We start from the raw sequence: 24,452 nt of genomic DNA, 5'->3' as shown, positions 1-24,452 counted from the left end.
AGGCGGAATCACCCACGCCGAGTCAGCGCTTGCGCAACCCATCGAGCGCGATCGCGACGACGTCGTCGGCAAGCCGGTCGGCGCCCTCCCGCCCGCCAGGGCGATACCACTCGACGATCGAATTGATCATGCCGAACGTGAGACGCGAGGCGACGCTCGCATCGATGTCGTCGCGCAGCGCGCCCTCGTCCTGCGCGGCCGAGACGAGCGCGGTGATGCGGCGATCGAACGTCCGTCGACGAGACAGGGCAGCCCGTTCGACGTCGGTGTTGCCGCGCACCCGCAGCAGCAGAGTGACCGCTGGCAGCTGATCGACGAGCACGTGGACCGCACCCCGCAGCACGTGCTCGAGCCGATCCGCGGCACTGGCGGAGACCGAACCCTCCGCGCCGCCCTCAGGCTCCTCCACGACTGCCTCGAGGCTGCTCAGCGCGGAGTCGAGCGCCCGATCGAGGATCTCGTCCTTCGAGCCGAAGTGGTGGTAGATCGCGGACTTCGACAGACCCAGCCGCTCGGCCAGCATGCCGATCGACGTCGCGTCATAGCCGTACTCGTTGAACGCGGCCACGGCGACCGCGAGGATCCCCTGCTGGTCATACCCCGGGCGACCGCGTCGCGCACTCTGCATCTCGGACATCGCAACCAGTCTCCCACCCGCGGATCGACCGGGTGCGCAGCGCGCGGGGCGCGAGTTCACCGCAGGTCGTACACCCGCTTGTACTTGCCCTCACTACGCGGCAGAGCACCCGGCTCGCGGCTCAGTAGTTCAACATCAGCTCCAGCGCCCGACAGTTCACCGCAGGTCGTACACCCGCTTGTACTTGCCCTCACTACGCGGCAGAGCACCCGGCTCTTCGAGCCGCACCCCGACCGTCGACCCGACGAAGACCTTGATGCGCTGAGCAAGAACCGCCGCAGCGCTCTCGCAGGTCTCGACCGACAGATCGGGATGGCGCTCGATCCGCACCGTGAGAGCATCCATCCGGCCCTCCTTGGTGAGTTCGAGGATGAAATGCGGCGTGAGCTGCTCGATGCCGAGCACCAGCTCCTCGATCTGCGTCGGGAACAGGTTCACCCCCCGCACGATGATCATGTCGTCGTTGCGCCCGGTGACCTTCTCCATGCGCCGCATCCCCGGACGCGCGGTGCCGGGGAGCAGCCGCGTGAGATCGCGCGTCCGATACCGGATCACCGGGAACGCCTCCTTCGTCAAAGACGTGAACACGAGCTCACCGAGCTCGCCGTCCGGCAACGCCGCCCCCGTCTCCGCGTCGATGACCTCGGGCAGGAAGTGGTCCTCCCACAGGTGCGGACCATCCTTGCCCTCCAGACATTCGCTTCCGACGCCGGGGCCCATCACCTCGCTCAGGCCGTAGATGTCGACCGCGTCGATGCCCAGCCGTTGCTCGAGCTCGCGCCTCATCTCGTTGGTCCACGGCTCAGCACCCAGCACCGCCACCTTCAGCGACGTCGACCGCGGATCGATGCCCTGCGCCGCCATCGCATCGGCGATCGTCAGCAGGTAGCTCGGGGTGCACAGGATCGCCTCCGGCTCGAAATCGCGGATGAGCTGCACCTGCCGCGCGGTCTGGCCGCCCGAGACCGGGATGACCGTCGCTCCGAGAGCCTCGATACCGGCGTGAGCGCCGAGCCCGCCGGTGAAGAGCCCATAGCCGTAGGCATTGTGCACCTTCATTCCGCGACGGATACCGGCGGCCCGCAGCGAGCGCGCCACCAGGCTGCCCCAGCGATCCAGGTCGCCCCGCGTATAGCCGACGACCGTCGGCCGTCCGGTCGTGCCGCTGGAGGCGTGGATGCGCGCCACCTCACTCATCGGCACCGCGAACATCCCGAACGGATAGGTCTCGCGCAGGTCCGCCTTCGTCGTGAACGGCAGCCGCTCGACATCGGCGAGCGAGCGGATGTCGTCCGGGTGCACACCCGCCTCGTCGAACTTGCGCGTGTAGAGCGGCACGTTCGCATATGCATGCTGCACGGTCTGCTGCAGCCTCGTCAGCTGCAACTGCTCGATCTCCGGCCGGCTCAGCCGCTCCTCCGGGTCGAGTTCGTCGGCGGAGGGCGGGCGGATCATCGAGATGGAGGCGGGCGGAGATGATGCGGTGGAGGGTTCGGTCGTCATCGACATGAGTGCTCCAGTCTGTGATCGAAGAGGATGCGGTCTGGAAGTGCGGTCAAAACGGATGCGGTCTGGGAAATGCGCCTGGAAATGTCGCTGTCGGAGCGGATGCGGTCAGGGAGATGCGGTCGGAAGGTCGCTGTCGGAGCGGATGCGGTCAGAAGGTCTGCGATGTTGTGCGCGAACGCCCGCGGAACTCGGCGACCGTATCGCCGAGTTCGTCGACGACCGTCACGTCGTAGATACCTGAGCGCCCCGATCGGGCGCGGCGCACCGCGGTCGCAGTCAGCGTCTGACCGGCCGTCGTCGACTTGAGGAAGGAGATGTCGGCACCGGCAGCGACCGTCACCCGGTCGTCCTCGTTGCACGCGATCGCGAAAGCTGTGTCGGCGAGCGCGAACACGAAACCGCCGTGGGTGATGCGGAAGCCGTTGGTCATATCGTCTCGGACGCGCATCGAGACGACCGCGTATCCGGGGTCGTCTCGGCCGACGACCAGCCCGAGGGACGCCGAGGCGCGATCCCGCTGCATCATCGCGCGGTTCGGAGGCGGGGCGGACTCATGAACCGGCTGGTCGGACCCGGGAACGGGCTGGTCGGACTCGGGAACGGGCACGGGCTCGTCAGCGGTGCGGGTCTCTGCCATGTCGACCTCCTCGTCGAGGCGGACACCGCTCGCGCAGCATCCGACCCGACCATACTAACTGAACGATCGGTTAGTAAAGAGGTGTTTTCGACCAAGCCCTGCCGCCCATCGGTCGAGCAGCGGGGTCAATCGACGACGAGGTGGGTGGCCGTCGGCGCCAGCGTCGCGTCGGTCACGGTCACGCCGCTGATCATCGCGTCCTGGTCGTCGGTGCTCCGATCGGCACGGAAGTCGATGACCCGCCCGTCTCGCGTCGCCCAGCGGTAGAAGTATTCGCCCGAGGAGACCACTCGCACGTACGTGCCCATGGGGAATGCCGTGACCGCGTCAACGAGGGACGCACCCACACGCACTCCCCCGGCCGCGGGGAGAGCTGCGCCATCGAACTCTCCGTCACCGACGATGTTCGCGTCGCCCGCAGTGATGCTCTCGAGCTGATCCTGCTCGGTGAAGTGCAGCACGAGCGAGGCCGCGCCATCGGGTGACCGCAGCCGCACGTAGGCGCCGTCGACGATCTCCTCCGACGTCGCACCCGGCGCAGCGGCCAGCACCGTCTCGCGCGCGTCACCGAGGCGCAGCGGCCCGACGCCGTCCGGGGTGAACTCCCACTCGTTCCACGCCGAGGCGGGATCGACCGGTTCCGGTTCGGACGTCTCGGGCGGCTCGTCCGTCAACTTCTCGATGAGGGACTGCTGCGCGGCGACAGCTCGGTCACGCAGCAGCACGGCCGCGGATTCTGCGTCGAATCCGCCCTCGTCCGGCGAAGGCTGCCAGAGGTGCACGAGGACATTGCCGGCCGAGACGAACTCGTGGTGTGCGGTCCATGGGTTGCCGGAGAAGTCCGCTGAGAAGGTCCCGGCGAGGGCGCGGACGCCATCCTCATCGGGAACCAAGACGGCGTCGAAGGAGCCGGGCCCGTCCGCGTCGAACTGCGCGCACTGGTCCACCGTCGACAGGAGCTGCGTCATCGCGTCTGCGGCGTGCTCTTCGGACGGGTACTGGAGGATCTGCTGGGCTCCCGTGCTCGCGTCGCCGTCGACGCCCTCCCAGGGGATGACCCGCGCGCCGATGCTGCGCAGGGACGGCTCCGCGACGAGAATCGCGCAGACCTCGGGACTGTACGGCGGTCCGCCGCCATCGGAGTACTCGGTCAAGTGGTCGGTGACCGATCCCGCCGGGGGCGACCCGGGGAAGACCCCCGCGATTTCCTTCGCCGTCAGCGCGAACAGTGCGAGCTCGTCGCCGACGAACTGTACCGGCCCGTCGTAGGGCGCCGGGGTCGACGGAGCGGGAGAGGGAGACGCCGAGGAACTGGCTTCGGGCGCTGGCTTAGGCGTGCAGGCTGTGAGCAGCGCGAGCGCGACCACGGCCGTCGTGGCGAGCGCGCGTCTCCGACGCGTTACTGGACGTACTCCACTGTGCATTCGACCCTCCGATGGTCCGCTCGCGCCACCAGGGCGCTGCCCCTGCGGCGATCCTAGATTCGTTCGCGGTATGTCGGAATGCAGGACGCGAACTCGACGTGAAACCGTTACAGGTCACATTCCTTCGACGGCATACGTGCCGGTCGACCGCTATGAGGGCGCGATCACGGGACGTGCGGGGACGACGATGTGCCCTCGCCGAAACCCTCGTCGAACAGCGTCGCCACGCCATCGAGCGCATCCGCGGCGCTCGGTCCCGTCGCGGTCAGCGCGATCTCATCCCCCTGCCTCGCGCCGAGCACGAGCAGGCGCGTCAGACTCGCGGCCGACGCCTCGGGGCCGTCCGGCAGCCGTCGCAGTGTCACCTCCGCACCGGCCGAGGCCTTGACGATCAGTGCAGCCGGACGCGCGTGGATGCCGAGCGGGTTGCGCACCCGGACGGTGCGGGTGAGACCCTGCGCACCGCCCCCGCCGTCCGCAGTGGAAGCATCATCGACGGCGCTCGCACGGTACTCGCCCAACTGCTCCGTCTTGGATGTGAGCGCCGCCATGGCCTCGGCAGCGACGGCATCCATCTCTCGCCCGGCCGACGCCGATACCACCGCCGCGAGCAGCCCCTCGACGAAAGGAGCGGGGACGAGCCGGACCGGCACGACGCTCGTGCGCAGCTCGAGCGCGAGTTCAGCGCTCATCACAGCCGACCCGAGGTCCATGAGCACGAGCACCCCGTCGCAGTCGGAAGCGAGTTCGTCCATCGCGGAAGCCACGGCGACCGCGTCGGTGCCGAGAATGGGCGTGCCGTCGGCATCCGCACCCGCGCCGGCTGCCACGCGCACCTGCACCTCGCCCGCCGGGACCATCTGCATGGCGAGCTCGAGGGCCGCCTCTCCGAGCCGAGCGCTGTGGGAGACGGCGACGACACCGATCATCAGGACGCGCCGGCGACCGCGTCGGCGAGCGCGTCGAAGAGGAGGGTCACGGACGCCGCGCCCGGGTCGAGGTGTCCGGCGCTGCGTTCGCCCAGGTAGCTCGCGCGTCCTTTGCGGGCCACCAGCGGCAGAGTGGAATCGCGACCCGCCGCCGCGGCCTTCGCGGCTGCGGCGGTGGCGTCAGCCAGCCCTGCCCCGCGGGAGACGCCCGCGTCGAGCGCGTCGACCGCGGGCGACATGGCGTCGATCAGCGTCTTATCGCCTGCTTCGGCCTTGCCGCGCGCGACGATGCCGTCGACGCCGGCGCGCAACGCCGCGGCGAGGCCTGCGGCATCGAGCTCGGCGACCGCCCCGGCCGACACCCCCATGCGCAGGAACAGCGTGCCGTACAACGGGCCGCTCGCGCCGCCCACCGAACTCACCAGAGTCATCCCGACGCTCTTGAGCAGCTCGTCGATCGTCGACGGGGTGGCGGAAGCGAGCTTGTCGACGACCGCCGTCATGCCGCGCGACATGTTCGCGCCGTGGTCGGCATCACCGATCGCCGAGTCCAGTTCCGTCAGCCACTCGCGATTCTCGGCGATCGAGTCGCGGAAGCGGGTGACCCAGTCGACGAGGGTCGCGGTGCCGATGGTGTCGGTCATGCGGTCACACCCCCCAGCGCAGACCCGGAGTGTTGACGGGAGCATCCCACAGCCGCAGGAGCTCGTCGTCCGCCGCCAGCACCGTGACGGAGCACCCGGCCATGTCGAGAGAGGTGATGTAGTTGCCGACGAGGCTGCGCACGACCTCGATCCCCGCCTTCTCGAGCAGCGCAGCCACCTCGGCGTACATCAGGTACAGCTCGATCTGCGGAGTCGCCCCCATGCCGTTCACCATGACGATCGCAGGTCCGGTGCGGTCGAGGTCGGCGACGATCGGCTCGACGAGCTGACGTGCGATCTCGGATGCCGGAGCCAGCGGCTCACGGTGACGGCCGGGCTCGCCGTGAATGCCGATGCCGATCTCCATCTGGTCGTCGGGCAGATCGAACGTCGGCTTCCCCGCGGCGGGGACGGTGCAGCTGGTGAGCGCCATGCCCATGGAGCGACCCTGGCCGTTGATGCGCTGCGCGAGCGCGACGACCGACGCGAGATCCTGCCCTTCCTCGGCCGCGGCTCCGACGAGCTTCTCCAGGAGCACCGTGAGCCCCACCCCGCGGCGACCCGCGGTGTAGAGGGAATCCTGCACGGCGACGTCGTCGTCGACGATCACGGTGCCGACCTCGATACCCTCCATGGAGGCGAGCTCGGCGGCCATCTCGAAGTTCAGCACGTCGCCCGTGTAGTTTTTCACGATGTGCAGCACGCCGGCTCCGCGATCGACGGCCTTCGTCGCCGCCTGCACCCGGTCGGGCGTCGGCGAGGTGAAGATCTCGCCGGCCACCGCCGCATCCAGCATGCCCACCCCGACGAAACCGCCGTGCAGGGGTTCGTGACCCGATCCGCCGCCGGACACCACCGCGACCTTGCCCTGCGCCTTGGGCGTCGCACGGGTGATGACGTGTGTCTCGAGGTCCACTGAGAGCTCGGGATGCGCGAGCGCCACCCCTCTCAGCGATTCGACGAGCACGTCTTCCGGGGCGTTGATGAGCTTCTTCATGGTGGATCTCCCTTGATCTCGGCCGCGCGAATTTCTTCGACGACTCTCCCGACGACTGGCCCGCGGATTCCCGGAGTCGCCCGTCACTGTCGAATGTGCTCGGGCCGGGACTCGATGTCAAGAGAGAGAGCTGCGCGGCGGGCGGGCTGGCTGGCGAGAGCGCGAGCGGGCGCGCCCGGCCGAGAGAGCGCGCGGTCAGCCGCGCAGCGCCAACGCGAACGGCAGCACGCCGGTCGCGCCCGACTGGCGCAGCACGCGCGCGGCCACGGTCACGGTCCAGCGGCTGTCGACGAAATCATCGACGAGGAACACCGGCCCGGAAGGCACGTCGAGGTGGTCGGCGCTGAGCCGATCCCAGAGGCCGGCGAGTCGGAACACGCTGTTCCCCCCGGCCTGGCCGGTCGGTCCGCCGTCGACGAGCGCGAGCGCCCCGAGATACGGCAGGCGGCCGACCTCCGCCAACCCGCGCGCGAGCGAGTCGGCGAGGAGAGGACGCGCGCGTGACGGCATGGCCACCACCGCGACCGGCCGCTCAGCCCATTCCCACCGAGCGAGCACCCGGATGCAGGCGTCGAGCAGCTGCGGCGTGATCGCGGCATCGGGCGCACCGGCGGCGAACACCTGGCGGAGGGTGCCGCCCCACCCGAGATCCGTCAGCCGGGCGAGCACGCGACCCTCATGGGCCTGTTCGTCGGCGGGGATCCGCCCGCGCACCGGGACGTCGAGTCGGTCGGCGCCAGTCGGCCAGGCCCGCCGAGGTTCGATCGGCACTCCGACCCGGTCGAGCGACTCCGCCGCCTGGGCGCCGGCCTGGCTGGCGATCTCCTGCGGGAACCACACCCCCGCGCAGTTGTCGCAACGGCCGCACGGCGCCGCTGTGTCGTCATCGAGCGCCCGCTGCAGGAACTCCATGCGGCACTCGCCGGTCTGCTCGTAATCGAGCATGTGCTGCTGCTCGGCCACGCGCTCGGCGGCGATCCGTTCGTAGCGGGCCGCGTCATACGTCCACGGCTCGCCTGTCGCGATCCAGCCGCCCTGCACCTTCCGCACTGCGCCGTCGACGTCGAGGACCTTGAGCAGCAGCTCCAGCGGCGTGCGCCGGATGTCGACCATCGCCTCGAGCGCCGGCGTCGAGATCGGAGTGTCACCGAGCGCGCCGATCACCCGCTCGGCCCGCTCGCGGTCGGGCATCGACGCCGTCGCGAAGTAGTGCCAGATGTCGCGGTCCTCGACGCCGGGAAGCAGCAGCACGTCGGCACTGTCACTCGCTCGACCGGCACGACCGACCTGCTGGTAGTACGCGACCGGCGAGGAGGGGGCTCCGAGATGCACGACGAAGCCGAGGTCGGGCTTATCAAATCCCATCCCCAGCGCGCTCGTCGCGACGAGCGCCTTCACCTCGTTGCGCTTCAGCATCCCCTCGGATTCCTCGCGCTCCTCGGCATCCGTCTGGCCCGTATACGCACGCACGTCGTGTCCGTGCTCACGCAACAGCCGCGCGGTGTCGACAGCGGCCGCGACGGTGAGCGCATAGATGATTCCGGAGCCCGGGAGGTCGTCGAGGTGGCTGAGCAACCATGCCAGCCGACTCGCGGAGTCGCGGAGTCGCAGCACGCCGAGTCGCAGCGAGGTGCGAGCGAGCGGCCCGCGAATGGTGAGAACGGATTCGGACGGGAGGGAAGAAGAGGGGGACGAGGGGGAAGAGGACGAAAGAGGAGCCTGCGTGAGACTCCCGAGCTGTTCGGCCACATCGGCGACGACCCGGCTGTTGGCCGTCGCAGTGGTCGCCAGGACAGGCACCTCCGTCGGCATCTGCGCGATGAGGTCGCGCAGGCGTCGGTAGTCGGGGCGGAAGTCGTGCCCCCAATCGCTGATGCAGTGAGCCTCGTCGACCACCAGCATGCCGATGCGCTGCACGAGGGCCGGAAGCTGCTGTTCGCGGAACGCCGGATTGTTCAAGCGCTCCGGCGACACGAGCAGGACGTCGACCTCGTCGCGGTCGAGCTGGGCGAGGACATCGCTCCATTCGTGCGCGTTGGTCGAGTTGATCGCGACCGCCCGCACACCCGCGCGCTCCGCCGCGGCGATCTGATCGCGCATCAGGGCGAGCAGCGGCGAGACCAGTACCGTCGGTCCGGCTCCCTGACGGCGCAGCAGCAGGGTCGCGACGAAATACACCGCCGACTTGCCCCACCCTGTGCGCTGCACGACCAGCGCCCGGCGTCGACCGTCGACGAGGGCCTCGATCGCCTCGTACTGCCCGTCATGGAAATCGGCGTCCTCGCGACCGACCAACTCCCGCAGGGCGGCGAGCGCGTGCTGTCTGGTGCCGTCACTCGTCACGGACGACGGCGCGGTCTCGGCGGGGGAAGTCATGCCTCCACTCTGCACGAGGCGTCGGACATCCGCGGGCTCGCCGTCCACAGGTCCGAGCCGCGCGGACGGGGGATCCGGATCCCGCCCTTCCCATCGCCGCTAGCGTGGAGGCATGATCTCACGGGAACTCGCCGTCCGCCTCCGAGATGCCGGACTGCGCTGGCACCCCGCGGAGGGCGACCGCTTCCAGCTGGACCTGCCCGAGGAGATCGAGCTCGAGGCCGAGGCCGACGTCTTCACCGTGAGCGCCATGACGATCGAGGCACGACAGACCCCGAGCGGCACGGATCTCGCGTTCAACGGCACGACGGAGTGGGCGCTCGACGCGGTCACGCTCGCCGACGCCGTCTGGCTGCCGCGTGAGGATCAGCTGCGGGACCTGCTGCGCGGAACGTTCCATGCGTTGGTGCGCCTCGAGGACTCGTTCCGGGTCGACGTCGAGATCGCCGGCGAGCAGCTCTCGTTCGAGCATCCAGAGCCGGCGGAGGCGTACGGACGCGCCCTCCTGGAGCTCGTCTCGCGCTCCCGCTGACCGACGCCCCCCCTGGCGGGCGGCTGAACAGTCGATCGAGAAGGCGGTCGAGAGTACGGTCGAGAGGACGGTCGAGAAGGCGCGGGAGTGGGTCTGCGCGCTCGTCTCCCGCTGCCGCAGAGCGGTCCGCTGCGACGCTCCTTGAAGACCTCGTCGACGTGTGTCAGAATAACCTAACGATCGGTCAGTAAAGAAGCGATCGACACGTCAGTCGTACGGAGGAGTCGACGATGACCAGCCCCGCAGACCTCTCGCTCATCGAGGAGACCTCTGAGCAGCAGCACCTGTTCGACGAGCTGATCGCGAACGAGCAGCGCATCGAGCCCCGCGACTGGATGCCCGACGCCTACCGCAAGACCCTCATCCGGCAGATCTCGCAGCACGCGCACTCCGAGATCATCGGCATGCAGCCGGAGGGCAATTGGATCACCCGCGCGCCGAGCCTGAAGCGCAAAGCGATCCTCATGGCGAAGGTGCAGGACGAAGCCGGCCACGGCCTCTACCTCTACTCCGCCGCGCAGACGCTCGGGATCACACGCGACACCATGATGGACCAGCTCATCTCCGGCAAGGCGAAATACTCCTCGATCTTCAACTACCCGACTCCGACCTGGGCCGACATGGGCGCCATCGGATGGCTCGTCGACGGCGCGGCGATCTGCAACCAGGTGCCGCTGTGCCGGGCGTCCTACGGCCCCTATGGCCGCGCGATGGTGCGCATCTGCAAGGAGGAGTCCTTCCACCAGCGTCAGGGCTTCGAGATCCTGCTGTCGCTCATGCGGGGTACCGACGAGCAGCGCCGGATGGCGCAGGATGCGGTGGACCGCTGGTACTGGCCGAGCCTGGCCATGTTCGGCCCGCCCGACGACCAGTCCCCCAACTCCGCCCAGTCCATGGCGTGGAAGATCAAGCGCTTCTCGAACGACGAGCTGCGGCAGCGGTTCATCGGGATGCTGGTGCCGCAGGCCGAGATCCTCGGCGTCACCCTACCCGACCCCGACCTCCGGTGGAACGAGGAGGCCGGACGGTACGACATGGGCGAGATCGACTGGGACGAGTTCTTCGAGGTCCTGCGGGGAAACGGCCCCTGCAACGCCGAGCGCCTCGAGCGGCGGCGCACAGCCCACGAGGAGGGCGCGTGGGTGCGGGAGGCCGCGGTCGAATATGCCCGCAAGCGGGCCGCGGCGGATCGAGCGGTGGCGTGATGGCGACCCCTGGACACGACACGCACGAGCCCTGCGCACTCGCACGCGGTGAAATCGCGGTGGCCTGATGGCCACTCCCGGCGTTGACGAACACGAACCCTGCGCTCTCATCAGAAGCGAAAGGGCGGTGGCCTGATGGCCACTCCCGGCACTGACGAACACGAACCCTGGCCCCTCTGGGAGGTCTTCGTGCGGGCGAACCGCGGACTGAGCCACGTGCACGTCGGCTCGCTCCACGCCCCCGACGCCGACATGGCCATTCGCAACGCCCGCGACCTCTACACCCGGCGCGGCGAGGGGGTCTCGATCTGGGCGGTGCCGGCCGACGCCATCACCACGAGCGACCCCGACGCCAAAGGCGCATACTTCGAGACAGCGGCGGGCAAGAACTACCGGCACGCCGTGTACTACACGGCCTCCGAGGGGGTGCCGCACCTGTGAGCACGGAACCGGACGTCACCCTCCCGGTCGTCGAGCGAGCGGAGCGAGGCGACACGCACCACGGCGACATCCACGGTGACGTGTCGGTCGACGAGCTGCGCCTGAGCGCCGAGATCTCCGGCAGCGGCGCGGTCGCGGCATCCGTCGACGTCGCCGAGTACGCACTCCGGCTCGGCGACGACGCCCTCATCCTCTCCCAGCAGCTCGGCGCATGGATCTCCCGCGCCCCCGAGCTCGAAGAGGACGTCGCACTCGGCAACATCGCACTCGATCTCCTCGGACACGCGCGGTCGTTCCTGCACTACGCCGGGTCGCACGACGGACGAAGCGAAGACGACCTCGCGTTCTTCCGCGACGAGCCGGACTTCCGCTGCGCATGGATCGTGGAACAGCCCAACGGCGACTTCGCGCAGACCATCGCGCGCCAGTTCGTCGTCTCCACCTACATGTTCGAGCTCTATTCCGCGCTCCGCGCGAGCACCGACGAGACGTTCGCCGCGATCGCCGAGAAGGCGCTGAAGGAGGTCGACTACCACCGCGACCATTCCGTGCAGTGGGTGCTGCGGCTCGCCGGAGGCACCGACGAGTCGCGCCGACGCATGATCCGCGCGATCGGCGACGTGTGGCCGTACGTCGACGAACTGTTCCGCGACGACGACCTCGTCGCACGCCTCGGCAGAGCGGCCGTGCGACCGTCGAGCCTGCGCGCGGGCTTCGACACCGTGATCGACACCGTCTTCTCCGAGGCTCAGCTCGAGGTGCCGACCGTCGCGGCCTCGTCCGCCGGCGGCCGCCGCGGCGAACACGCGACTCCCTTCGGCCATCTGCTCGCCGAGATGCAGGTGCTCGCCCGACGGCATCCGGGGGCATCATGGTGACCCTGCACGACGCGCCCCTCTCGCGCGACGCGGCGTGGGCGATCGCCGCGGGCGTCGCCGATCCCGAGGTCCCGGTGCTGACGATCGAAGACCTCGGCGTGCTGCGCGCGGTCGAGCTCGACGCCGAGACGGTGCGGGTCGACATCACCCCCACCTACAGCGGGTGTCCCGCGATGGACACGATCCGCGACGACGTCGTCCTCGCCCTCACCGCGGCGGGAGCCGCCCGCGTCGACGTCCGACTCGTGCTCTCCCCCGCGTGGACCACGGACTGGATGTCGGATGCCGGCAAGCAGAAGCTCGAACGCTACGGCATCGCCCCTCCGTCCGGGCGCGCGGCCGTCTCCGCCGGCCCCATCCGTCTGGCGATCAGCGTGCGCTGCCCGCGCTGCGGGTCGCTCGACACCCGCGAGGTCTCCCGCTTCGGGTCGACGTCGTGCAAGGCGCTCTTCGAATGCCGCGCGTGCCTCGAGCCCTTCGACCACTTCAAGGTGCACTGATGAGCGGGATCCATGGACGAGCGGGGACCGCGGATGACCGGACTGCACTGATGAGCGGGACTCATGGACGAGCGGGGACCGCGGATGACTGGACTGCGCTGATGAGCGGGATGCGTTGATGGGATTGTTCACGACACACCCGACGCCGATCGGGGCACCGCCGCCTCCGGCATCCGACGACCGACGCCCGCCCCGCCGGCGCGCGACGTTCCACACGCTCGCGGTCGAGAGCGTCCGCCCGCTCACCGACGACGCCGTCGAGGTGACCTTCACCGTCCCGGGCGAGCTCGCCGACGACTACGACCACCTGCCAGGCCAGTACGTGGCTCTGCGGACGACGCTCGACGGCGTCGAGGTGCGACGCTCGTACTCGCTGTGCCGGGCACCGGAGCACCGGACGCCCGAGCAGGTGGCCGCCGGCGCACCGACCCGGCTGAGCGTGGCCGTCAAGCGCGACGAGGGTGGCCTGTTCTCCTCCTGGGCGCAGACCGGACTGCACGCGGGATTCGAGATCGACGTGATGAGCCCGCAGGGCACGTTCACCTCGGGGCTCGACGACCTCGATCACCGCCACGTCGTCGGCATCGCCGCCGGCTCCGGCATCACGCCGCTGATGGCGCTCGCGCATACGGTGCTCGGTCGATCGGACAGCGCACGGTTCACGCTCCTCTACACGAATCGGTCGACCGTCGACGTGATGTTCCTCGAAGACCTCGCCGACCTCAAGGACCGGTACCCGACCAGGCTCACGCTGCACCACGTGCTCTCCCGCGAGCAACGCACCGCTCCGGTCCTGTCGGGCAGACTCGATGAGGAGCGGCTGCGCACGATCCTCGGCTCCCTGATCGATCCGACCGACGTCGACGAATGGTTCCTGTGCGGGCCGCTCGCGCTGGTCGACCTCTGCCGAGCCGTGCTCGCCGACGTGGGGGTCGCGGACGACCATGTGCGATTCGAGCTGTTCACGACCGGCGACGAGCCCGTCCGCGCCGCGCGTCCGGTCGAAGTACGAGCCGGAGAGAGGACGGTACGCATCGAGGTCACCCTCGACGGAGTCTCTTCGACCGTGGAGAGCCCCGTCGACGCGCACGAATCCGTCCTCAACGCCGCGCTGCGCGTCCGCCCGGACGCACCGTTCGCGTGCGCGGGAGGCGTGTGCGGCACGTGTCGCGCCCGGGTGCTCGAGGGCAGCGTCACCATGACCGAGAACTACGCTCTGGAGCCGGACGAACTCGAGCGCGGATACGTGCTGACCTGTCAGTCCCACCCCACCAGCGAGCGCGTCGTCGTCGACTACGACGTGTGAGAAGAGGCACCGGAAGGAGCATGAGGTGATCGACCTCGAGATCGCAGACGATGTCGCCACGATCGTCCTGAACGCCCCGGCGAAGCTCAATGCGCTCGACGAGCAGGCGCTGAGCGACATGGGGCGCGCCTACGACGACGCCGAACGGGCAGGCGTCCGTGCCCTCGTCCTGCGCGGTGAGGGCCGCGCGTTCTGCGCCGGACGCGACATCGCGGACGTCGACCCGCGCGACGATGATGTGATCGGCTATCTCGGCGGCCTCGTCACACCGCTGCTGCAGCGCATGTCGAGGTTCCCCGCGCCGACCTTCGCGGTCGCGCACGGCGCCTGCCTCGGCGTCGGTCTCGGACTCCTCATCGCAACTGACGTCGTGTACGTCGCCGAATCCGCGAAGATCGGATCGCCCTTCGCAGCACTCGGCGCGACCCTCGACTCCGGCGGGCATGCCCTCTTCGTCGACCGCCTCGGCGCGCACCGCACCCTCGACCTCATCTACACGGGTCGGCTCATGAGCGGAGCGGAGGCGGTCGGCGCAGGGCTCTTCTCGCGCGTTCTCCCCGACGACGATGTCGTGCAGGCGACGACGGATGCCGCGGCCGCAGCCGCCCGCGGCGCCACCGCCGCCTTCCTCGCCAGCAAGCAGCTCGTCGCGCGGATCCGCGACGAGCGGCTGGCCCTCTGGGACTCCGTCGAGCTCGAGAACGCCGCCCAGGCCGCACTCTGCGGCACCGACGACTATCGCGAGGGCTTCGCAGCCTTCCAGGAGAAGCGCCGGCCGGAGTTCCGCGGGCGGTGAGCGAGGGCGGTGAGCGAGGGCGTGGTGAAGCCGGCTCCGCCAGCACAAGGGTCTGATCGAATGCTGATCCCGATGCACCTCACCGCGCTCAGACCCCACCACCATCGGCCGGCACAAGGGTCTGATCGAATGTCCCACCCCAGTGCCAGACTGCACACATGAAGCTCGCTGACGTGGTCTCCACCGCCGAGACGGTGACGTCCACCTCCTCCCGCCTCGCGAAAGTCGACGCCCTCGCGACCCTGCTCTCCAGAGCCGGCGCCGAGGAGCTCCCCGTACTCGTGGGCCTCCTGCTCGCGGCACCACGCCAGGGCAAGCTCGGAATCGGGTGGCGCGGACTCTCTTCGCTCGACGTGACGCACGTCGATGAGACCGTGTTGTCTCTGGCAGACGTCGACGCCGCTCTCGACGACCTGGCGGCGTCGTCGGGGTCCGGCTCGGCCGCCGCGCGCACCCGCCTCCTCACCGACCTCGCCTCGCGCGCGACAGCGGCGGAGTGGGACTTCCTCTCCCGTTCGATGCTGGGCGAGCTGCGCACCGGCGCCCTCGCGGGTGTGCTGCTCGACGCGGTCGCGAAGGCATCCGAGCGGCCAGCCGACATCGTGCGGCGCGCCGCGATGCTGTCCGGCGACCTCGGCGAGACGGCCGTCGTGGCGATCACCGGCACGGAAGAGGAGCTCGACGCGATCGGCCTCGCCGTCGGACGCCCCGTGCTGCCGATGCTCGCCGGCACGGCGGCCAGCCCGACCGCGGCCCTCGCGATCACCGGCGAGGCGTCGGTCGAGTACAAGCTCGACGGCGCCCGCATCCAGGTGCACCGCCACGGCGACGACGTCGGCGTCTACACCCGCAGCCTCGCCGACGTGACCCACCGCGTCCCCGAACTCGTCGAGATCGTCCGCAGCCTGCCCGTCGACGACGTCATCCTCGACGGCGAGACGCTGTCGCTCGACGAGGACGGCGGACCCCGCCCCTTCCAAGAGACCATGTCGCGCTTCGGCGCCGACGCCGCCCGAGAGCTCGCCCTGCGCCCCTGGTTCTTCGACGTCCTGCACGTCGACGGCCGCGACCTCATCGACGAACCGCTGTCCGTCCGCCTCGCCGAACTCGAGCGCGTCGCCGGCGAGTGGCGGATGCCGGGGATCGTCACCGCCGACCCCGATGCCGCCGAGCAGCTGTCACGCGACGCCCTGGCCGCCGGTCACGAAGGGGTGCTCATCAAGGGCATCGACTCGACCTACACCGCCGGTCGACGCGGCAAGGCGTGGATCAAGGTCAAGCCCGTCCTGACCTACGATCTCGTCGTCCTCGGAGCCGAGTGGGGATCAGGGCGCCGCCAGGGATGGCTGTCGAACCTGCACCTGGGCGCCCGCGACCCCGAAGGGGAGTTCGGCGAACCCGGCGGGCTCGTCATGGTGGGCAAGACGTTCAAGGGGCTCACCGATGAGCTGCTGCGGTGGCAGACCGAGCAGTTCCCCGAACACGAGACACGCCGCACCCAGAGCACCGTGTTCCTCGACCCGCACTTCGTCGTCGAGATCGCGATCGACGGGGTGCAACGGTCCCCGCGCTACCCCGGCGGGATCGCTTTGCGATTCGCGCGGGTGAAGAGCTACCGCACAGACAAGACGCCGGCCGAGGCCGACACGATCCAGACGCTGCGGGGATTGCTGCGCGGGTGACAGACCGTCAGGTGCAGGGTCAAGCCGTCGGCGGCAGGCCCTGATCCTCTTCGCGCACGGTGCCCTGGAACGACCACGGGAAGTTGATCCACAGATCCGTGTCCTTCCACGCGTAGTCCGGCTGGATGATCGTCGACGGCTTCGTGTAGATCGTGACCGAGCGCACGTCGGCGCCCTTGTCGGTCAGCAGCTGCACCGCGAGCGCGAGCGTGCGGCCCGAGTCGGCGACGTCGTCGACGAGCAGCACGCGGCGGCCGTCGAGGTAGTCCATGTCGAGCGCAGGCGGCAGGACCTCCGGAGCATCGAGCACAGTGCCGATCCCGGTGTAGAACTCGACGTTGATCGCGCCGCAGTTCTTCGCCCCCAGCCCGTAGGCGATGGCCCCGGCCGGCAGCAGCCCGCCGCGCGCGATCGCCACCACCACTTCCGGCTCGAATCCGCTGTCGACGATCGCTCGCGCGAGATCCCGCGTCGCCGAACCGAAACCGTCCCAGGTGAGCGTCTCACGCTCGATCGAAGCATCCGTCACCGGTCCATTCTCCCTCACGCTCCCGGCGTCCGAGCCGCACTAGAATCGAGGAGTCCGGCCCGACGCCGGTGCTTGAAAAAGAGGCACGAAGCCCCGCGATGACGCGGCGGCGAGACACATACGGAACGCATCCTCTCCGTCACTGTCTCGAAAGGCTCTCGCATGCCCACCGTGTCCGCGCACGTCGCTCACACCCTCGTCCAGCACATCGACGCCGTCTTCGGCGTCATGGGCAACGGCAACGCCTACTTCCTCGACGCGCTCGAGACGCAGACGGATGCCGTGTTCACCGCCGTCCGCCATGAGCAGGGAGCGGTCGTCGCCGCCGATGCCCACTTCCGAGCCTCCGGGCGCATCGCCGCGGGCACCGCCACCTACGGCGCCGGGTTCACGAACACCCTCACCGCGCTGGCCGAAGCCGTGCAGGCGCACGTCCCCCTCGTGCTCGTCGTCGGCGACGAGCCCACGTCGGGGCGGCGCCCGTGGGGCGTCGACCAGATCGCCCTCGCCTCAGCCGTCGGAGCACGCACGTACACGGTGGGTCGAGCGGATGCCGCGGCCACCACCGTCATCGCCATCGAGCACGCGCAGACCTATCGCCTGCCCGTGGTGCTCGCGATCCCCTACGACGTGGCTGCCCTCGAAGCCGGTCCCGTTCCGCCGGCGCCGGCGCCTCGCCTCCCCGCCCCGCTCTCTCCGCGCGGAGCTTTCGCCGACGGCATGCTCGACGAGATCGCCGCCGCTTTGCGGAATGCGGAGCGCCCCTTGCTGCTCGCCGGTCGCGGAGCGTGGCTCGCCGGCGCGAGCGATGCCCTCGGCGAGCTCGCCGCGCAGACCGGAGCGCTGACCGCATCGTCGGCGCTCGGTCGAGGAGTCTTCCCCGAGAACGCCTACGATCTGGGCGTCACGGGCGGGTTCGGCGCGGACGGCGCGATGCAGCTCGTGCGGTCGGCCGACGTCGCGGTCGTGTTCGGCGCATCGCTCAACCAGTTCACCATGCGCTTCGGCGAGCTCTTCGCCCCGGGCACCCGGGTCTTCCAGATCGACATCGCGCCCGCCGCGACCCACCCGCACGTCGGCGGATTCGTGCGCGCAGACGCCCGGCTGGCGGCAGAGCAGATCGTCGAGCGGTTGCGGCGTCAGGGCACCGCGACCTCTAGATGGCGGGACAGCGTCGACCTCAGTTCGGCACGCTCATACGAGAGCGGCGACGACCTCGCGCCCGACGGTCGGCTGGACCCGCGTTCCGCGGCGACGCGAATCGCCGAGCTGCTGCCCGACGACCGGGTCGTCGTCTCCGACGGAGGGCACTTCATCGGCTGGGCGAACATGTACTGGCCGGTCGCAGCCCCCGACCGCATGATGATGATCGGCACCGCCTTCCAATCGATCGGTCAGGGGTGGCCCAGCGTCGTCGGCGCAGCCCTCGCCCGCCGCGACTCCACGATCGTGCTCACGTCGGGTGACGGGGGCGGCCTGATGGCGATCGCCGACCTCGAATCCGCCGTACGGGCGGCCGCTGGCCGGGGCATGGCCGTGATCTGGAACGACGCCGCGTACGGCGCGGAGGTGAACCTCTACGGGCTGAAGGGCCTGGCCGAAGGCCCGATGCGCATCCCCGAGGTCGACTTCGCCGCGTTCGGGGCCGCCGTCGGCGCGGAGGGCGTCGTCGTGCGCACCCTCGCCGACCTGGAACGCCTGCGCACGTGGTCTGCCGAGGCCCCCGCGGACCGCCGCTTCCTCCTTCTCGACCTCCGCATCTCGGGCGACGTCATCGCTCCGTACCAGCAGGAGATCATCCGGGTGAACTCCTGATGCGAGGGATGCGGTGCCGCCCCCGGGTCCCCCACAACTCGCACGACTCGCACGGGGTGAAGACACCGATCCCGTCGATAGGCTCGCCACATGACCGCTGACCCCGACGTGCTGCACTACAGCGCCTTCGCCGCGACCCCCCGACGGCGGCAATCCCGCCGGCGTCGTGCTCGACGGCTCCGGCCTGAGCGACGAGCGGATGCAGCAGATCGCCGCCGAAGTGGGGTACTCCGAGACCGCCTTCATCGTCGCCCGCGCCGCCGATGCACCGACTCCGCGGTACCGGGTGCGCTATTGGTCTCCGGCCGCAGAGGTGCCGTTCTGCGGACACGCCACCGTCGCGACCGCGGTGGCCCTCGCGGAGCGCGACGGGCCGGGTGAGGTCGTCTTCGACACGGCGTCCGGGCCGATCGCCCTGCGCGCCCACGTCGCAGACGGCGAGGTCGCGGTCTCGTTCACGAGCGTCACGCCCGAGGTGCGCGACCTCGACGACGACGTGCTCACCCGGCTGCTCAGCCTGCTCGGGATCGACCGTGACGACCTCGATCCCCGGTTCCCGCCGCGAGAGGCATTCGCCGGCAACTGGCACCCCGTGGTGACGATCACCGCCCGCGAGGTGTTCGACCAGTTCCGGTTCGCGCCTGTCGAGGTCGCCGCCCTCATGCGCGAGCAGGGGTGGCTGGGCACGGTGACCGTGCTGCACACGATCAGTCCCTCCGAGTTCGACGCGCGGAACCTGTTCCCCGTCGGCCGGATCACCGAGGACCCGGCGACCGGCTCCGCCGCAGCATCCGTCGGCGCCTACCTTCGCGCTATCGGCCATGCGGAGCGCAGCATCCGCATCCACCAGGGTGCGCACGTGCGCCGACCGAGCCTGCTCTTCGTGGTCATCCCCGACTCCGGAGGCATCGAGGTGTCGGGCGGCGCGACCAGGATCAGGTAGGTCGGCCGCGGCGCGTCGACGTCTTCCGCTGCGCTACCCTTCCCCAATGCCTGCCATCCGCAACATCGCCGTCGGCCTGCCGATCAAAGAAGGCCACCTCCTCGCGCTCGAAGGTTACGACGGCTCCCGTGACCTGCACTTCCTCCGAGCGATCGGCGGAGGCATCGAGTTCGGCGAGACAGCCGTCGCGGCCCTGCGGCGGGAGTTCATGGAAGAACTCGGCGTCGAGCTCGATAGCGCCGAGCCTCTCGGCGTCTTCGAGAACATCTTCACGTACGAAGGCGAGCCGGGGCACGAGTTCGCCCACGTGTTCGCCCTCACGAGCAGCGCTCTGGATGCCGTGCCGCTCGACGCCGTGCTCGAGATCCTCGACCAGGGCGCCCCGGTGCGGTGGATCCCGATCGCCGACGTCACCTCCGGCGCTCGCGTCCTGTTCCCTGCCGGCGCCCCGGAAACGCTGCTCGCCCTCACGGAGCGGTGACCGCCGGCGCGAGATGAGTCAGGGCGCTGCCCGCGAACGCGAGCCGGATCGTGACCCAGCGCGTACGGGGTCACGGGCATGAGCTGCGGGGCTGCGGGTATCGGGCTGCCGGCGTGGGCTGCCGGTCGCAGGGCTGCAGCCGAGACAAGACCCGAAGACAGTCGCACCTCCCAGCCCGACGACGCTCCGGTCACGCGCGCCGTCCGGTCCGACCACCGCGCGAGCAGGACGGCATCGTGATCCGGTGCCGCCCGTGCGGCCTCAGGACTGCGCGCTGTAGTCGGGCAGCTCCTGCAGCGTCCACGTGTTGCCGTCCGGATCGTCGAACCAGACGAACCGCCCCCATCCGAGATCTTCCACTCCCCTGGCCTCCACGCCCTGGGCAGTGAGCTGCGCCTTCGCCTCTTCGGCGTTGGGCACGACGACCTGGATCGTCTTCTGCTGCCCTGGTTCGAGAGGGATGTCGAGTCCGGTGCCGAACGCGATCGAGCACGCCGACCCGGGAGGCGTCATCTGCACGAAGCGCAGCCCCTCGGACGGAGAGTGGTCGTGATCGGGATTGAACCCGATGTTCGTATAGAAGTCCTTCGCACGGTCGACATCGCTGACCGGCACGAAGATGAGCTCGATCTTCCACGACATGGCACACACCCTTTCCGGCGGGCGACCTCGCCCGACGCGACTCACGGTACGCCGCGCCACCGACATCACACCAGGGAGCGCCCCCTCCCGGCTCCGGTATATCGGAATAGCAGCAGCGCCCCGCGCGGCGCGACGGAGATCAGGATGCCGGCAGCAGCATCCCCTGCAAGAACTCGCCGAGCTCGTCGACGGAGTCCAGCGGCAGCACTGCCGCGACGTACTGGTCGGGCCGCACGACGACGACCACCCCGTCCCGCGACAGCTCACGGGCTTCGAAGATGTCGACCTCGGTCCACTTCGAGGGTCCGGCCGCGTAGACCTTCTCCCAGTCGGTGAGCCCGAGCGGGCCGGTCTTCGGCCGGAACAGCTCCGGCGTCGACGTGACCTCGATCTGCTCATAGGGCTGCTGGTAGACGGCCTTCACGTCGAACACCGCATCCACGTCGGCATCCGCCGGGGTGAAGCGCGCGAACACGTCCGCAGCATCCGATGCCCAGGCGGCGAGCGCCTCGCCGTCTCGATCGCCGAACGCGTAGACACGCCATCGCCCGTCGGCGCGCGCGTGGTGGCCGAGATGCGTCACGTTGCCGTCTGCCGCGCGCACGACCTCGGCCGACTTGAACCTCTTGCCGATCGGGAACCCGACGGCGAGCTGCTGGTGCGCGTCCGACGCGGTGATCATCGAGGGGCCGTACTGCGTCATGAACCCGGAGGGGAACTCGGCGGTGGCGAGGTAGTAGGTGGCGAGGTCGCCAGGATCGGTGATCTCCGACGGCTTGCGCGCCATGAGCGACGACCACTCCCGGTCGAAGTCGATGAGCTGCTGGGCCACCGGCCGGCGCTCCGCCGAGTACGTCGCGAGCAGCGACTCCGGCGCCGACCCCGTCAACACCGAACCCAGCTTCCACCCCAGGTTGAAGCCGTCCTGCATCGACACGTTCATGCCCTGCCCGGCCTTGGCGCTGTGGGTATGGCACGCGTCTCCGGTGAGGAACACCCGCGGCGTGCGTCCCGAGCCGTCGATCACGTCGTCGAAGCCGTCGGTCACGCGATGCCCGACCTCGTAGACGCTGTGCCAGGCGACCTCTTTCACGTCGAGCGTGTACGGGTGCAGGATGTCGTTCGCCCTGCGGATGACCTCCTCGATCGGCGTCCGACGCACTCGGTGGTCGTCATCGGCCGCGACCTCGCCGAGGTCGATGTACATACGGCTCAGGTAGCCGCCCTCGCGCGGTATGTGCAGGATGTTCCCGGCCTCGGAGTTGATCGCGCACTTGGTGCGCCAGTCGGGGAAATCGGTGTTGACGAGCACGTCCATCACGCCCCACGCGTGCGCGGCGCTCGCGCCGACGTGCGTGCGGCCGATCGCCTGGCGCACGCCGCTCCGCGCCCCGTCGCTGCCGACCACGTACTTCGCGCGGATGGTGCGCTCCTCGCCGGCGCGCTCCCCCGCCGAGTACCGCACGCCGACCTCGACCGGATGCTCGCCGTCGTCGTGAACGGTCAGGCCGATGAATTCGACGCCGTAGTCCGGTGCGATCCGAGCGGGTCCGTGCGCGGCCGATTCGGCGAAGTAGTCGAGCACCCGCGCCTGGTTCACGATCAGGTGCGGGAACTCGCAGATGTCGTACGCGTAGTCGGCGGTGCGCGACGTCCGGATGATCTCGTCTGGCTTCTCGGGGTTGGGCCCCCAGAAGTTCATCCAGCCGATGTTGTACGCCTCCGCGATGATCCGCTCCGCGAACCCGAAGGCCTGGAACGTCTCGACGCTGCGCGGCTGGATGCCGTCCGCCTGCCCGAGCACGAGACGACCGTCGCGCTTCTCGATGATCCGCGTGATCACGTCGGGGTACTGCGACATCTGGGCGGCGAGGAGCATCCCGGCCGGCCCCGACCCGACGATGAGGACGTCGACCTCGTCGGGGAGATCGACCGGGCGGTCGGCCACGCGGGCGGGGAGCACCCGCGGGTCTCCCGACACGTAGCCGTGGTGGTGGAACTGCATCGTCATCGATTCCTTCCGGACTGCGACAATTCTCTCCCGCTCAGGGGGATCCGGCTCAGGTGGATCCGGCTCAGGACGACGGCGCTCACGCCCTCGCCATGCCGTAGACGGGGCTCACGGACTGCTCCTCTTCGTGGTCGGGACCGAGCGGGATTCCCGAGCGGTCGCGCAGCAGCAGCGTTGCGACGAGGCCGAGCACGGTCATGCCCGCCAGGTACCAGGTGACCGCCTCGGTCGAGCCGGTGGCGCCGACGATGGCCGTCGCGATGGTGGGGGCGAACGCGCCGCCGGCGATCGCGCCGATCGCATACGAGATCGAGACGCCCGAGAAGCGGATGCTGGCGGGGAACAGCTCGGTGTACAGCGCCGCCTGCGGGCCGTAGGTGAAGCCGAGTCCGATCGTGAGGATCGCGAGCCCGGCGAAGAGCAGACCGATCTGCCCCGTGTTGACGAGCGGGAACAGCGTGAACACCCCGACGAGCTGCAGGATCCACCCGGCGATGTACGTCGTGCGGCGTCCGATGCGGTCGGAGAGCCACCCCGCGAGGAGGGTCGTGAGGAGCCAGGTCACGGCGGAGCCGGCGACCGCCCACAGCACGGCACCGCGCTCGAGGCCGATCGGCCCTTCGGGGTTGGTGGCGTAGCCCTGGATGTAGCCGCCGGTGGTCATGTATCCGACGGCGTTGTTCCCGGCGAACACGAACGCGGCGATGATCACGAGCAGCAGGTGCTTCCTGAACAGCTGCACGATCGGCATCCGCGCCTTCTCCTTGCGCTCGGCGAGCTCGGCGAAGACCGGGCTCTCTTCGACGCGGCGGCGCACGTAGTAGCCGACGAGGATCAGCACCACGCTCAGCAGGAACGGCACGCGCCACCCCCAGGCGAGGAACTGGTCGCCCGGCGCGATCGCCGTCATGAGCGCCATCACGCCCGAGGCGAGGAGCAGGCCGAGCGGCACCCCGATCTGCGGCGAGGCGCCGAAGATGCCGCGCTTCGCCTTCGGAGCGTGCTCGACGGCCATGAGCACCGCGCCACCCCACTCGCCACCGGCCGAGATGCCCTGGATGATGCGCAGCAGCACCAGCAGCACGGGCGCGGTGACGCCGATCGCCTCGTAGGTGGGGAGGATGCCGATGAGCGCCGTCGCCGCGCCCATGAGGATGAGGGTCCACATGAGCACGGTCTTGCGGCCGAGCTTGTCGCCGTAGTGTCCGGCGAGGAAGGCCCCGAGGGGGCGGAAGAGGAAGCTCACACCCACGGTCGCGAAGGCGATCAGCGCACTGTTGGCGCCGAGCGGCGCGAAGAAGAGCTGGCCGAAGACGAGCCCGACGGCCGTGGCGTATATGAAGAAGTCGTACCACTCGACAGTGGTGCCGACGACGGTGGCGAAGACGACGCGACGCCGGTCGGCGGCTGTCGCGATGGTGCCGGTGGGGGTGAACCCGGCTTGTGGCTGCCCGCTCATGGGGTATCTCCTTTGATGGTGACCGCATTGTCACGGCACGCCCCTCGATCGGGTCGAGTGCTTGCCTGGCGTGGACACG

Annotated in this window: 23 protein-coding genes; 11 read left to right on the top strand and 12 right to left on the bottom strand. The window is 69.7% G+C overall.

What is annotated here, in order from left to right; translation table 11 throughout:
- Positions 1–22: 22 nt before the first annotated feature.
- From FSY98_RS12820 to FSY98_RS12785, 8 genes are all read right to left on the bottom strand, one after another.
- Positions 23–637 (bottom strand): TetR/AcrR family transcriptional regulator, encoded by a 615-nt coding sequence (locus tag FSY98_RS12820; RefSeq protein WP_144877057.1) that lies wholly within the window; start codon positions 635–637, stop codon positions 23–25.
- A 156-nt stretch (positions 638–793) separates the two neighbouring features.
- A complete protein-coding gene (gene paaK, locus FSY98_RS12815; protein WP_396652349.1) occupies positions 794–2,146 on the bottom strand; it encodes a phenylacetate--CoA ligase PaaK in 1,353 nt (450 codons plus the stop codon).
- A 148-nt stretch (positions 2,147–2,294) separates the two neighbouring features.
- Positions 2,295–2,672 (bottom strand): hydroxyphenylacetyl-CoA thioesterase PaaI, encoded by a 378-nt coding sequence (gene paaI, locus FSY98_RS12810; protein ID WP_144877722.1) that lies wholly within the window; start codon positions 2,670–2,672, stop codon positions 2,295–2,297.
- Between the two features lie 236 nt (positions 2,673–2,908).
- A complete protein-coding gene (locus tag FSY98_RS12805) occupies positions 2,909–4,207 on the bottom strand; it encodes a hypothetical protein (RefSeq protein ID WP_144877055.1) in 1,299 nt (432 codons plus the stop codon).
- 164 nt (positions 4,208–4,371) lie between these two features.
- A complete protein-coding gene (locus FSY98_RS12800; RefSeq protein WP_144877054.1) occupies positions 4,372–5,136 on the bottom strand; it encodes an HPr family phosphocarrier protein in 765 nt (254 codons plus the stop codon).
- Positions 5,136–5,780 (bottom strand): dihydroxyacetone kinase subunit DhaL, encoded by a 645-nt coding sequence (gene dhaL, locus FSY98_RS12795; protein ID WP_144877053.1) that lies wholly within the window; start codon positions 5,778–5,780, stop codon positions 5,136–5,138. The genes FSY98_RS12800 and dhaL overlap by 1 nt, the downstream gene beginning before the upstream one ends.
- Positions 5,781–5,784: 4 nt before the next feature.
- Positions 5,785–6,777, bottom strand: a complete 993-nt coding sequence (gene dhaK / locus FSY98_RS12790) for a dihydroxyacetone kinase subunit DhaK (protein WP_144877052.1) — start codon at positions 6,775–6,777, stop codon at positions 5,785–5,787.
- A 195-nt stretch (positions 6,778–6,972) separates the two neighbouring features.
- A complete protein-coding gene (locus tag FSY98_RS12785) occupies positions 6,973–9,153 on the bottom strand; it encodes a RecQ family ATP-dependent DNA helicase (RefSeq protein ID WP_144877051.1) in 2,181 nt (726 codons plus the stop codon).
- 112 nt (positions 9,154–9,265) lie between these two features.
- Here FSY98_RS12785 and FSY98_RS12780 point away from each other — a divergent pair, with 112 nt between their 5' ends.
- From FSY98_RS12780 to FSY98_RS12745, 8 genes are all read left to right on the top strand, one after another.
- Entirely contained in the window at positions 9,266–9,685 is a 420-nt protein-coding gene (locus tag FSY98_RS12780) for a pilus assembly protein CpaE (protein ID WP_144877050.1), read from the top strand.
- 230 nt (positions 9,686–9,915) lie between these two features.
- Positions 9,916–10,890 carry a 1,2-phenylacetyl-CoA epoxidase subunit PaaA gene (gene paaA, locus FSY98_RS12775; protein ID WP_144877049.1) on the top strand — a complete coding sequence of 325 codons (975 nt, stop codon included), beginning with the start codon at positions 9,916–9,918 and terminating at the stop codon, positions 10,888–10,890.
- Positions 10,891–11,025: 135 nt separating this feature from the next.
- Entirely contained in the window at positions 11,026–11,331 is a 306-nt protein-coding gene (gene paaB, locus FSY98_RS12770) for a 1,2-phenylacetyl-CoA epoxidase subunit PaaB (protein WP_144877048.1), read from the top strand.
- On the top strand, positions 11,328–12,209 hold the full coding sequence (gene paaC, locus FSY98_RS12765) for a 1,2-phenylacetyl-CoA epoxidase subunit PaaC (RefSeq protein WP_144877047.1): 882 nt from the start codon (positions 11,328–11,330) through the stop codon (positions 12,207–12,209). The genes paaB and paaC overlap by 4 nt, the downstream gene beginning before the upstream one ends.
- Positions 12,203–12,709, top strand: a complete 507-nt coding sequence (gene paaD / locus FSY98_RS12760) for a 1,2-phenylacetyl-CoA epoxidase subunit PaaD (protein WP_144877046.1) — start codon at positions 12,203–12,205, stop codon at positions 12,707–12,709. Before paaC ends, paaD begins: the two co-directional genes overlap by 7 nt.
- Before the next feature lie 118 nt (positions 12,710–12,827).
- On the top strand, positions 12,828–14,015 hold the full coding sequence (paaE, locus tag FSY98_RS12755; protein ID WP_144877045.1) for a 1,2-phenylacetyl-CoA epoxidase subunit PaaE: 1,188 nt from the start codon (positions 12,828–12,830) through the stop codon (positions 14,013–14,015).
- A gap of 25 nt (positions 14,016–14,040) precedes the next feature.
- Positions 14,041–14,811: an enoyl-CoA hydratase/isomerase family protein gene (locus tag FSY98_RS12750; protein WP_144877044.1), complete on the top strand. Its 771-nt coding sequence runs from the start codon at positions 14,041–14,043 to the stop codon at positions 14,809–14,811.
- A 158-nt stretch (positions 14,812–14,969) separates the two neighbouring features.
- Positions 14,970–16,493, top strand: a complete 1,524-nt coding sequence (locus FSY98_RS12745; protein ID WP_144877043.1) for an ATP-dependent DNA ligase — start codon at positions 14,970–14,972, stop codon at positions 16,491–16,493.
- A gap of 19 nt (positions 16,494–16,512) precedes the next feature.
- Here FSY98_RS12745 and FSY98_RS12740 read toward each other — a convergent pair whose 3' ends face one another.
- Positions 16,513–17,022: a phosphoribosyltransferase gene (locus FSY98_RS12740; RefSeq protein ID WP_144877042.1), complete on the bottom strand. Its 510-nt coding sequence runs from the start codon at positions 17,020–17,022 to the stop codon at positions 16,513–16,515.
- A 162-nt stretch (positions 17,023–17,184) separates the two neighbouring features.
- On the opposite strand from FSY98_RS12740, the gene FSY98_RS12735 reads away from it, so the two are divergent.
- From FSY98_RS12735 to FSY98_RS12725, 3 genes are all read left to right on the top strand, one after another.
- Positions 17,185–18,837 carry a thiamine pyrophosphate-binding protein gene (locus tag FSY98_RS12735; RefSeq protein ID WP_144877041.1) on the top strand — a complete coding sequence of 551 codons (1,653 nt, stop codon included), beginning with the start codon at positions 17,185–17,187 and terminating at the stop codon, positions 18,835–18,837.
- Between the two features lie 166 nt (positions 18,838–19,003).
- Positions 19,004–19,780, top strand: a complete 777-nt coding sequence (locus FSY98_RS12730) for a PhzF family phenazine biosynthesis protein (RefSeq protein WP_313955872.1) — start codon at positions 19,004–19,006, stop codon at positions 19,778–19,780.
- 46 nt (positions 19,781–19,826) lie between these two features.
- Positions 19,827–20,261 carry an NUDIX domain-containing protein gene (locus FSY98_RS12725; protein WP_186307678.1) on the top strand — a complete coding sequence of 145 codons (435 nt, stop codon included), beginning with the start codon at positions 19,827–19,829 and terminating at the stop codon, positions 20,259–20,261.
- A 261-nt stretch (positions 20,262–20,522) separates the two neighbouring features.
- Here FSY98_RS12725 and FSY98_RS12720 read toward each other — a convergent pair whose 3' ends face one another.
- The 3 genes from FSY98_RS12720 to FSY98_RS12710 form a co-directional block, all read right to left on the bottom strand.
- Complete coding sequence (locus tag FSY98_RS12720) at positions 20,523–20,903, bottom strand: VOC family protein (RefSeq protein ID WP_144877038.1); 381 nt, start codon at positions 20,901–20,903, stop codon at positions 20,523–20,525.
- Positions 20,904–21,042: 139 nt separating this feature from the next.
- Positions 21,043–22,908 carry an FAD-dependent monooxygenase gene (locus FSY98_RS12715; protein ID WP_144877721.1) on the bottom strand — a complete coding sequence of 622 codons (1,866 nt, stop codon included), beginning with the start codon at positions 22,906–22,908 and terminating at the stop codon, positions 21,043–21,045.
- Positions 22,909–22,993: 85 nt separating this feature from the next.
- Positions 22,994–24,373, bottom strand: a complete 1,380-nt coding sequence (locus FSY98_RS12710; RefSeq protein ID WP_144877037.1) for an MFS transporter — start codon at positions 24,371–24,373, stop codon at positions 22,994–22,996.
- Between the last annotated feature and the right edge of the window lie 79 nt (positions 24,374–24,452).

Source organism: Microbacterium sp. 1.5R (assembly GCF_007667425.1).
Lineage (GTDB): Bacteria > Actinomycetota > Actinomycetes > Actinomycetales > Microbacteriaceae > Microbacterium.
Note: the sequence above shows the minus strand (reverse complement) of the source record. Positions and strands in the feature narration are given on the sequence as shown.

Excerpts from the sequence above, each read along its gene's own strand:
- FSY98_RS12800 (WP_144877054.1), bottom strand. The coding sequence starts at position 5,136 with ATGATCGGTGTCGTCGCCGTCTCCCACAGCGCTCGGCTCGGAGAGGCG.
- dhaK (WP_144877052.1), bottom strand. The coding sequence starts at position 6,777 with ATGAAGAAGCTCATCAACGCCCCGGAAGACGTGCTCGTCGAATCGCTG.
- FSY98_RS12745 (WP_144877043.1), top strand. The coding sequence starts at position 14,970 with ATGAAGCTCGCTGACGTGGTCTCCACCGCCGAGACGGTGACGTCCACC.
- paaA (WP_144877049.1), top strand. The coding sequence starts at position 9,916 with ATGACCAGCCCCGCAGACCTCTCGCTCATCGAGGAGACCTCTGAGCAG.
- FSY98_RS12710 (WP_144877037.1), bottom strand. The coding sequence starts at position 24,373 with ATGAGCGGGCAGCCACAAGCCGGGTTCACCCCCACCGGCACCATCGCG.
- dhaL (WP_144877053.1), bottom strand. The coding sequence starts at position 5,780 with ATGACCGACACCATCGGCACCGCGACCCTCGTCGACTGGGTCACCCGC.
- paaI (WP_144877722.1), bottom strand. The coding sequence starts at position 2,672 with ATGATGCAGCGGGATCGCGCCTCGGCGTCCCTCGGGCTGGTCGTCGGC.
- FSY98_RS12735 (WP_144877041.1), top strand. The coding sequence starts at position 17,185 with ATGCCCACCGTGTCCGCGCACGTCGCTCACACCCTCGTCCAGCACATC.
- FSY98_RS12780 (WP_144877050.1), top strand. The coding sequence starts at position 9,266 with ATGATCTCACGGGAACTCGCCGTCCGCCTCCGAGATGCCGGACTGCGC.
- FSY98_RS12820 (WP_144877057.1), bottom strand. The coding sequence starts at position 637 with ATGTCCGAGATGCAGAGTGCGCGACGCGGTCGCCCGGGGTATGACCAG.
- paaD (WP_144877046.1), top strand. The coding sequence starts at position 12,203 with ATGGTGACCCTGCACGACGCGCCCCTCTCGCGCGACGCGGCGTGGGCG.
- paaK (WP_396652349.1), bottom strand. The coding sequence starts at position 2,146 with ATGTCGATGACGACCGAACCCTCCACCGCATCATCTCCGCCCGCCTCC.
- paaB (WP_144877048.1), top strand. The coding sequence starts at position 11,026 with ATGGCCACTCCCGGCACTGACGAACACGAACCCTGGCCCCTCTGGGAG.
- paaE (WP_144877045.1), top strand. The coding sequence starts at position 12,828 with ATGGGATTGTTCACGACACACCCGACGCCGATCGGGGCACCGCCGCCT.
- FSY98_RS12785 (WP_144877051.1), bottom strand. The coding sequence starts at position 9,153 with ATGACTTCCCCCGCCGAGACCGCGCCGTCGTCCGTGACGAGTGACGGC.
- FSY98_RS12805 (WP_144877055.1), bottom strand. The coding sequence starts at position 4,207 with ATGCACAGTGGAGTACGTCCAGTAACGCGTCGGAGACGCGCGCTCGCC.
- FSY98_RS12725 (WP_186307678.1), top strand. The coding sequence starts at position 19,827 with ATGCCTGCCATCCGCAACATCGCCGTCGGCCTGCCGATCAAAGAAGGC.
- FSY98_RS12720 (WP_144877038.1), bottom strand. The coding sequence starts at position 20,903 with ATGTCGTGGAAGATCGAGCTCATCTTCGTGCCGGTCAGCGATGTCGAC.
- FSY98_RS12715 (WP_144877721.1), bottom strand. The coding sequence starts at position 22,908 with ATGCAGTTCCACCACCACGGCTACGTGTCGGGAGACCCGCGGGTGCTC.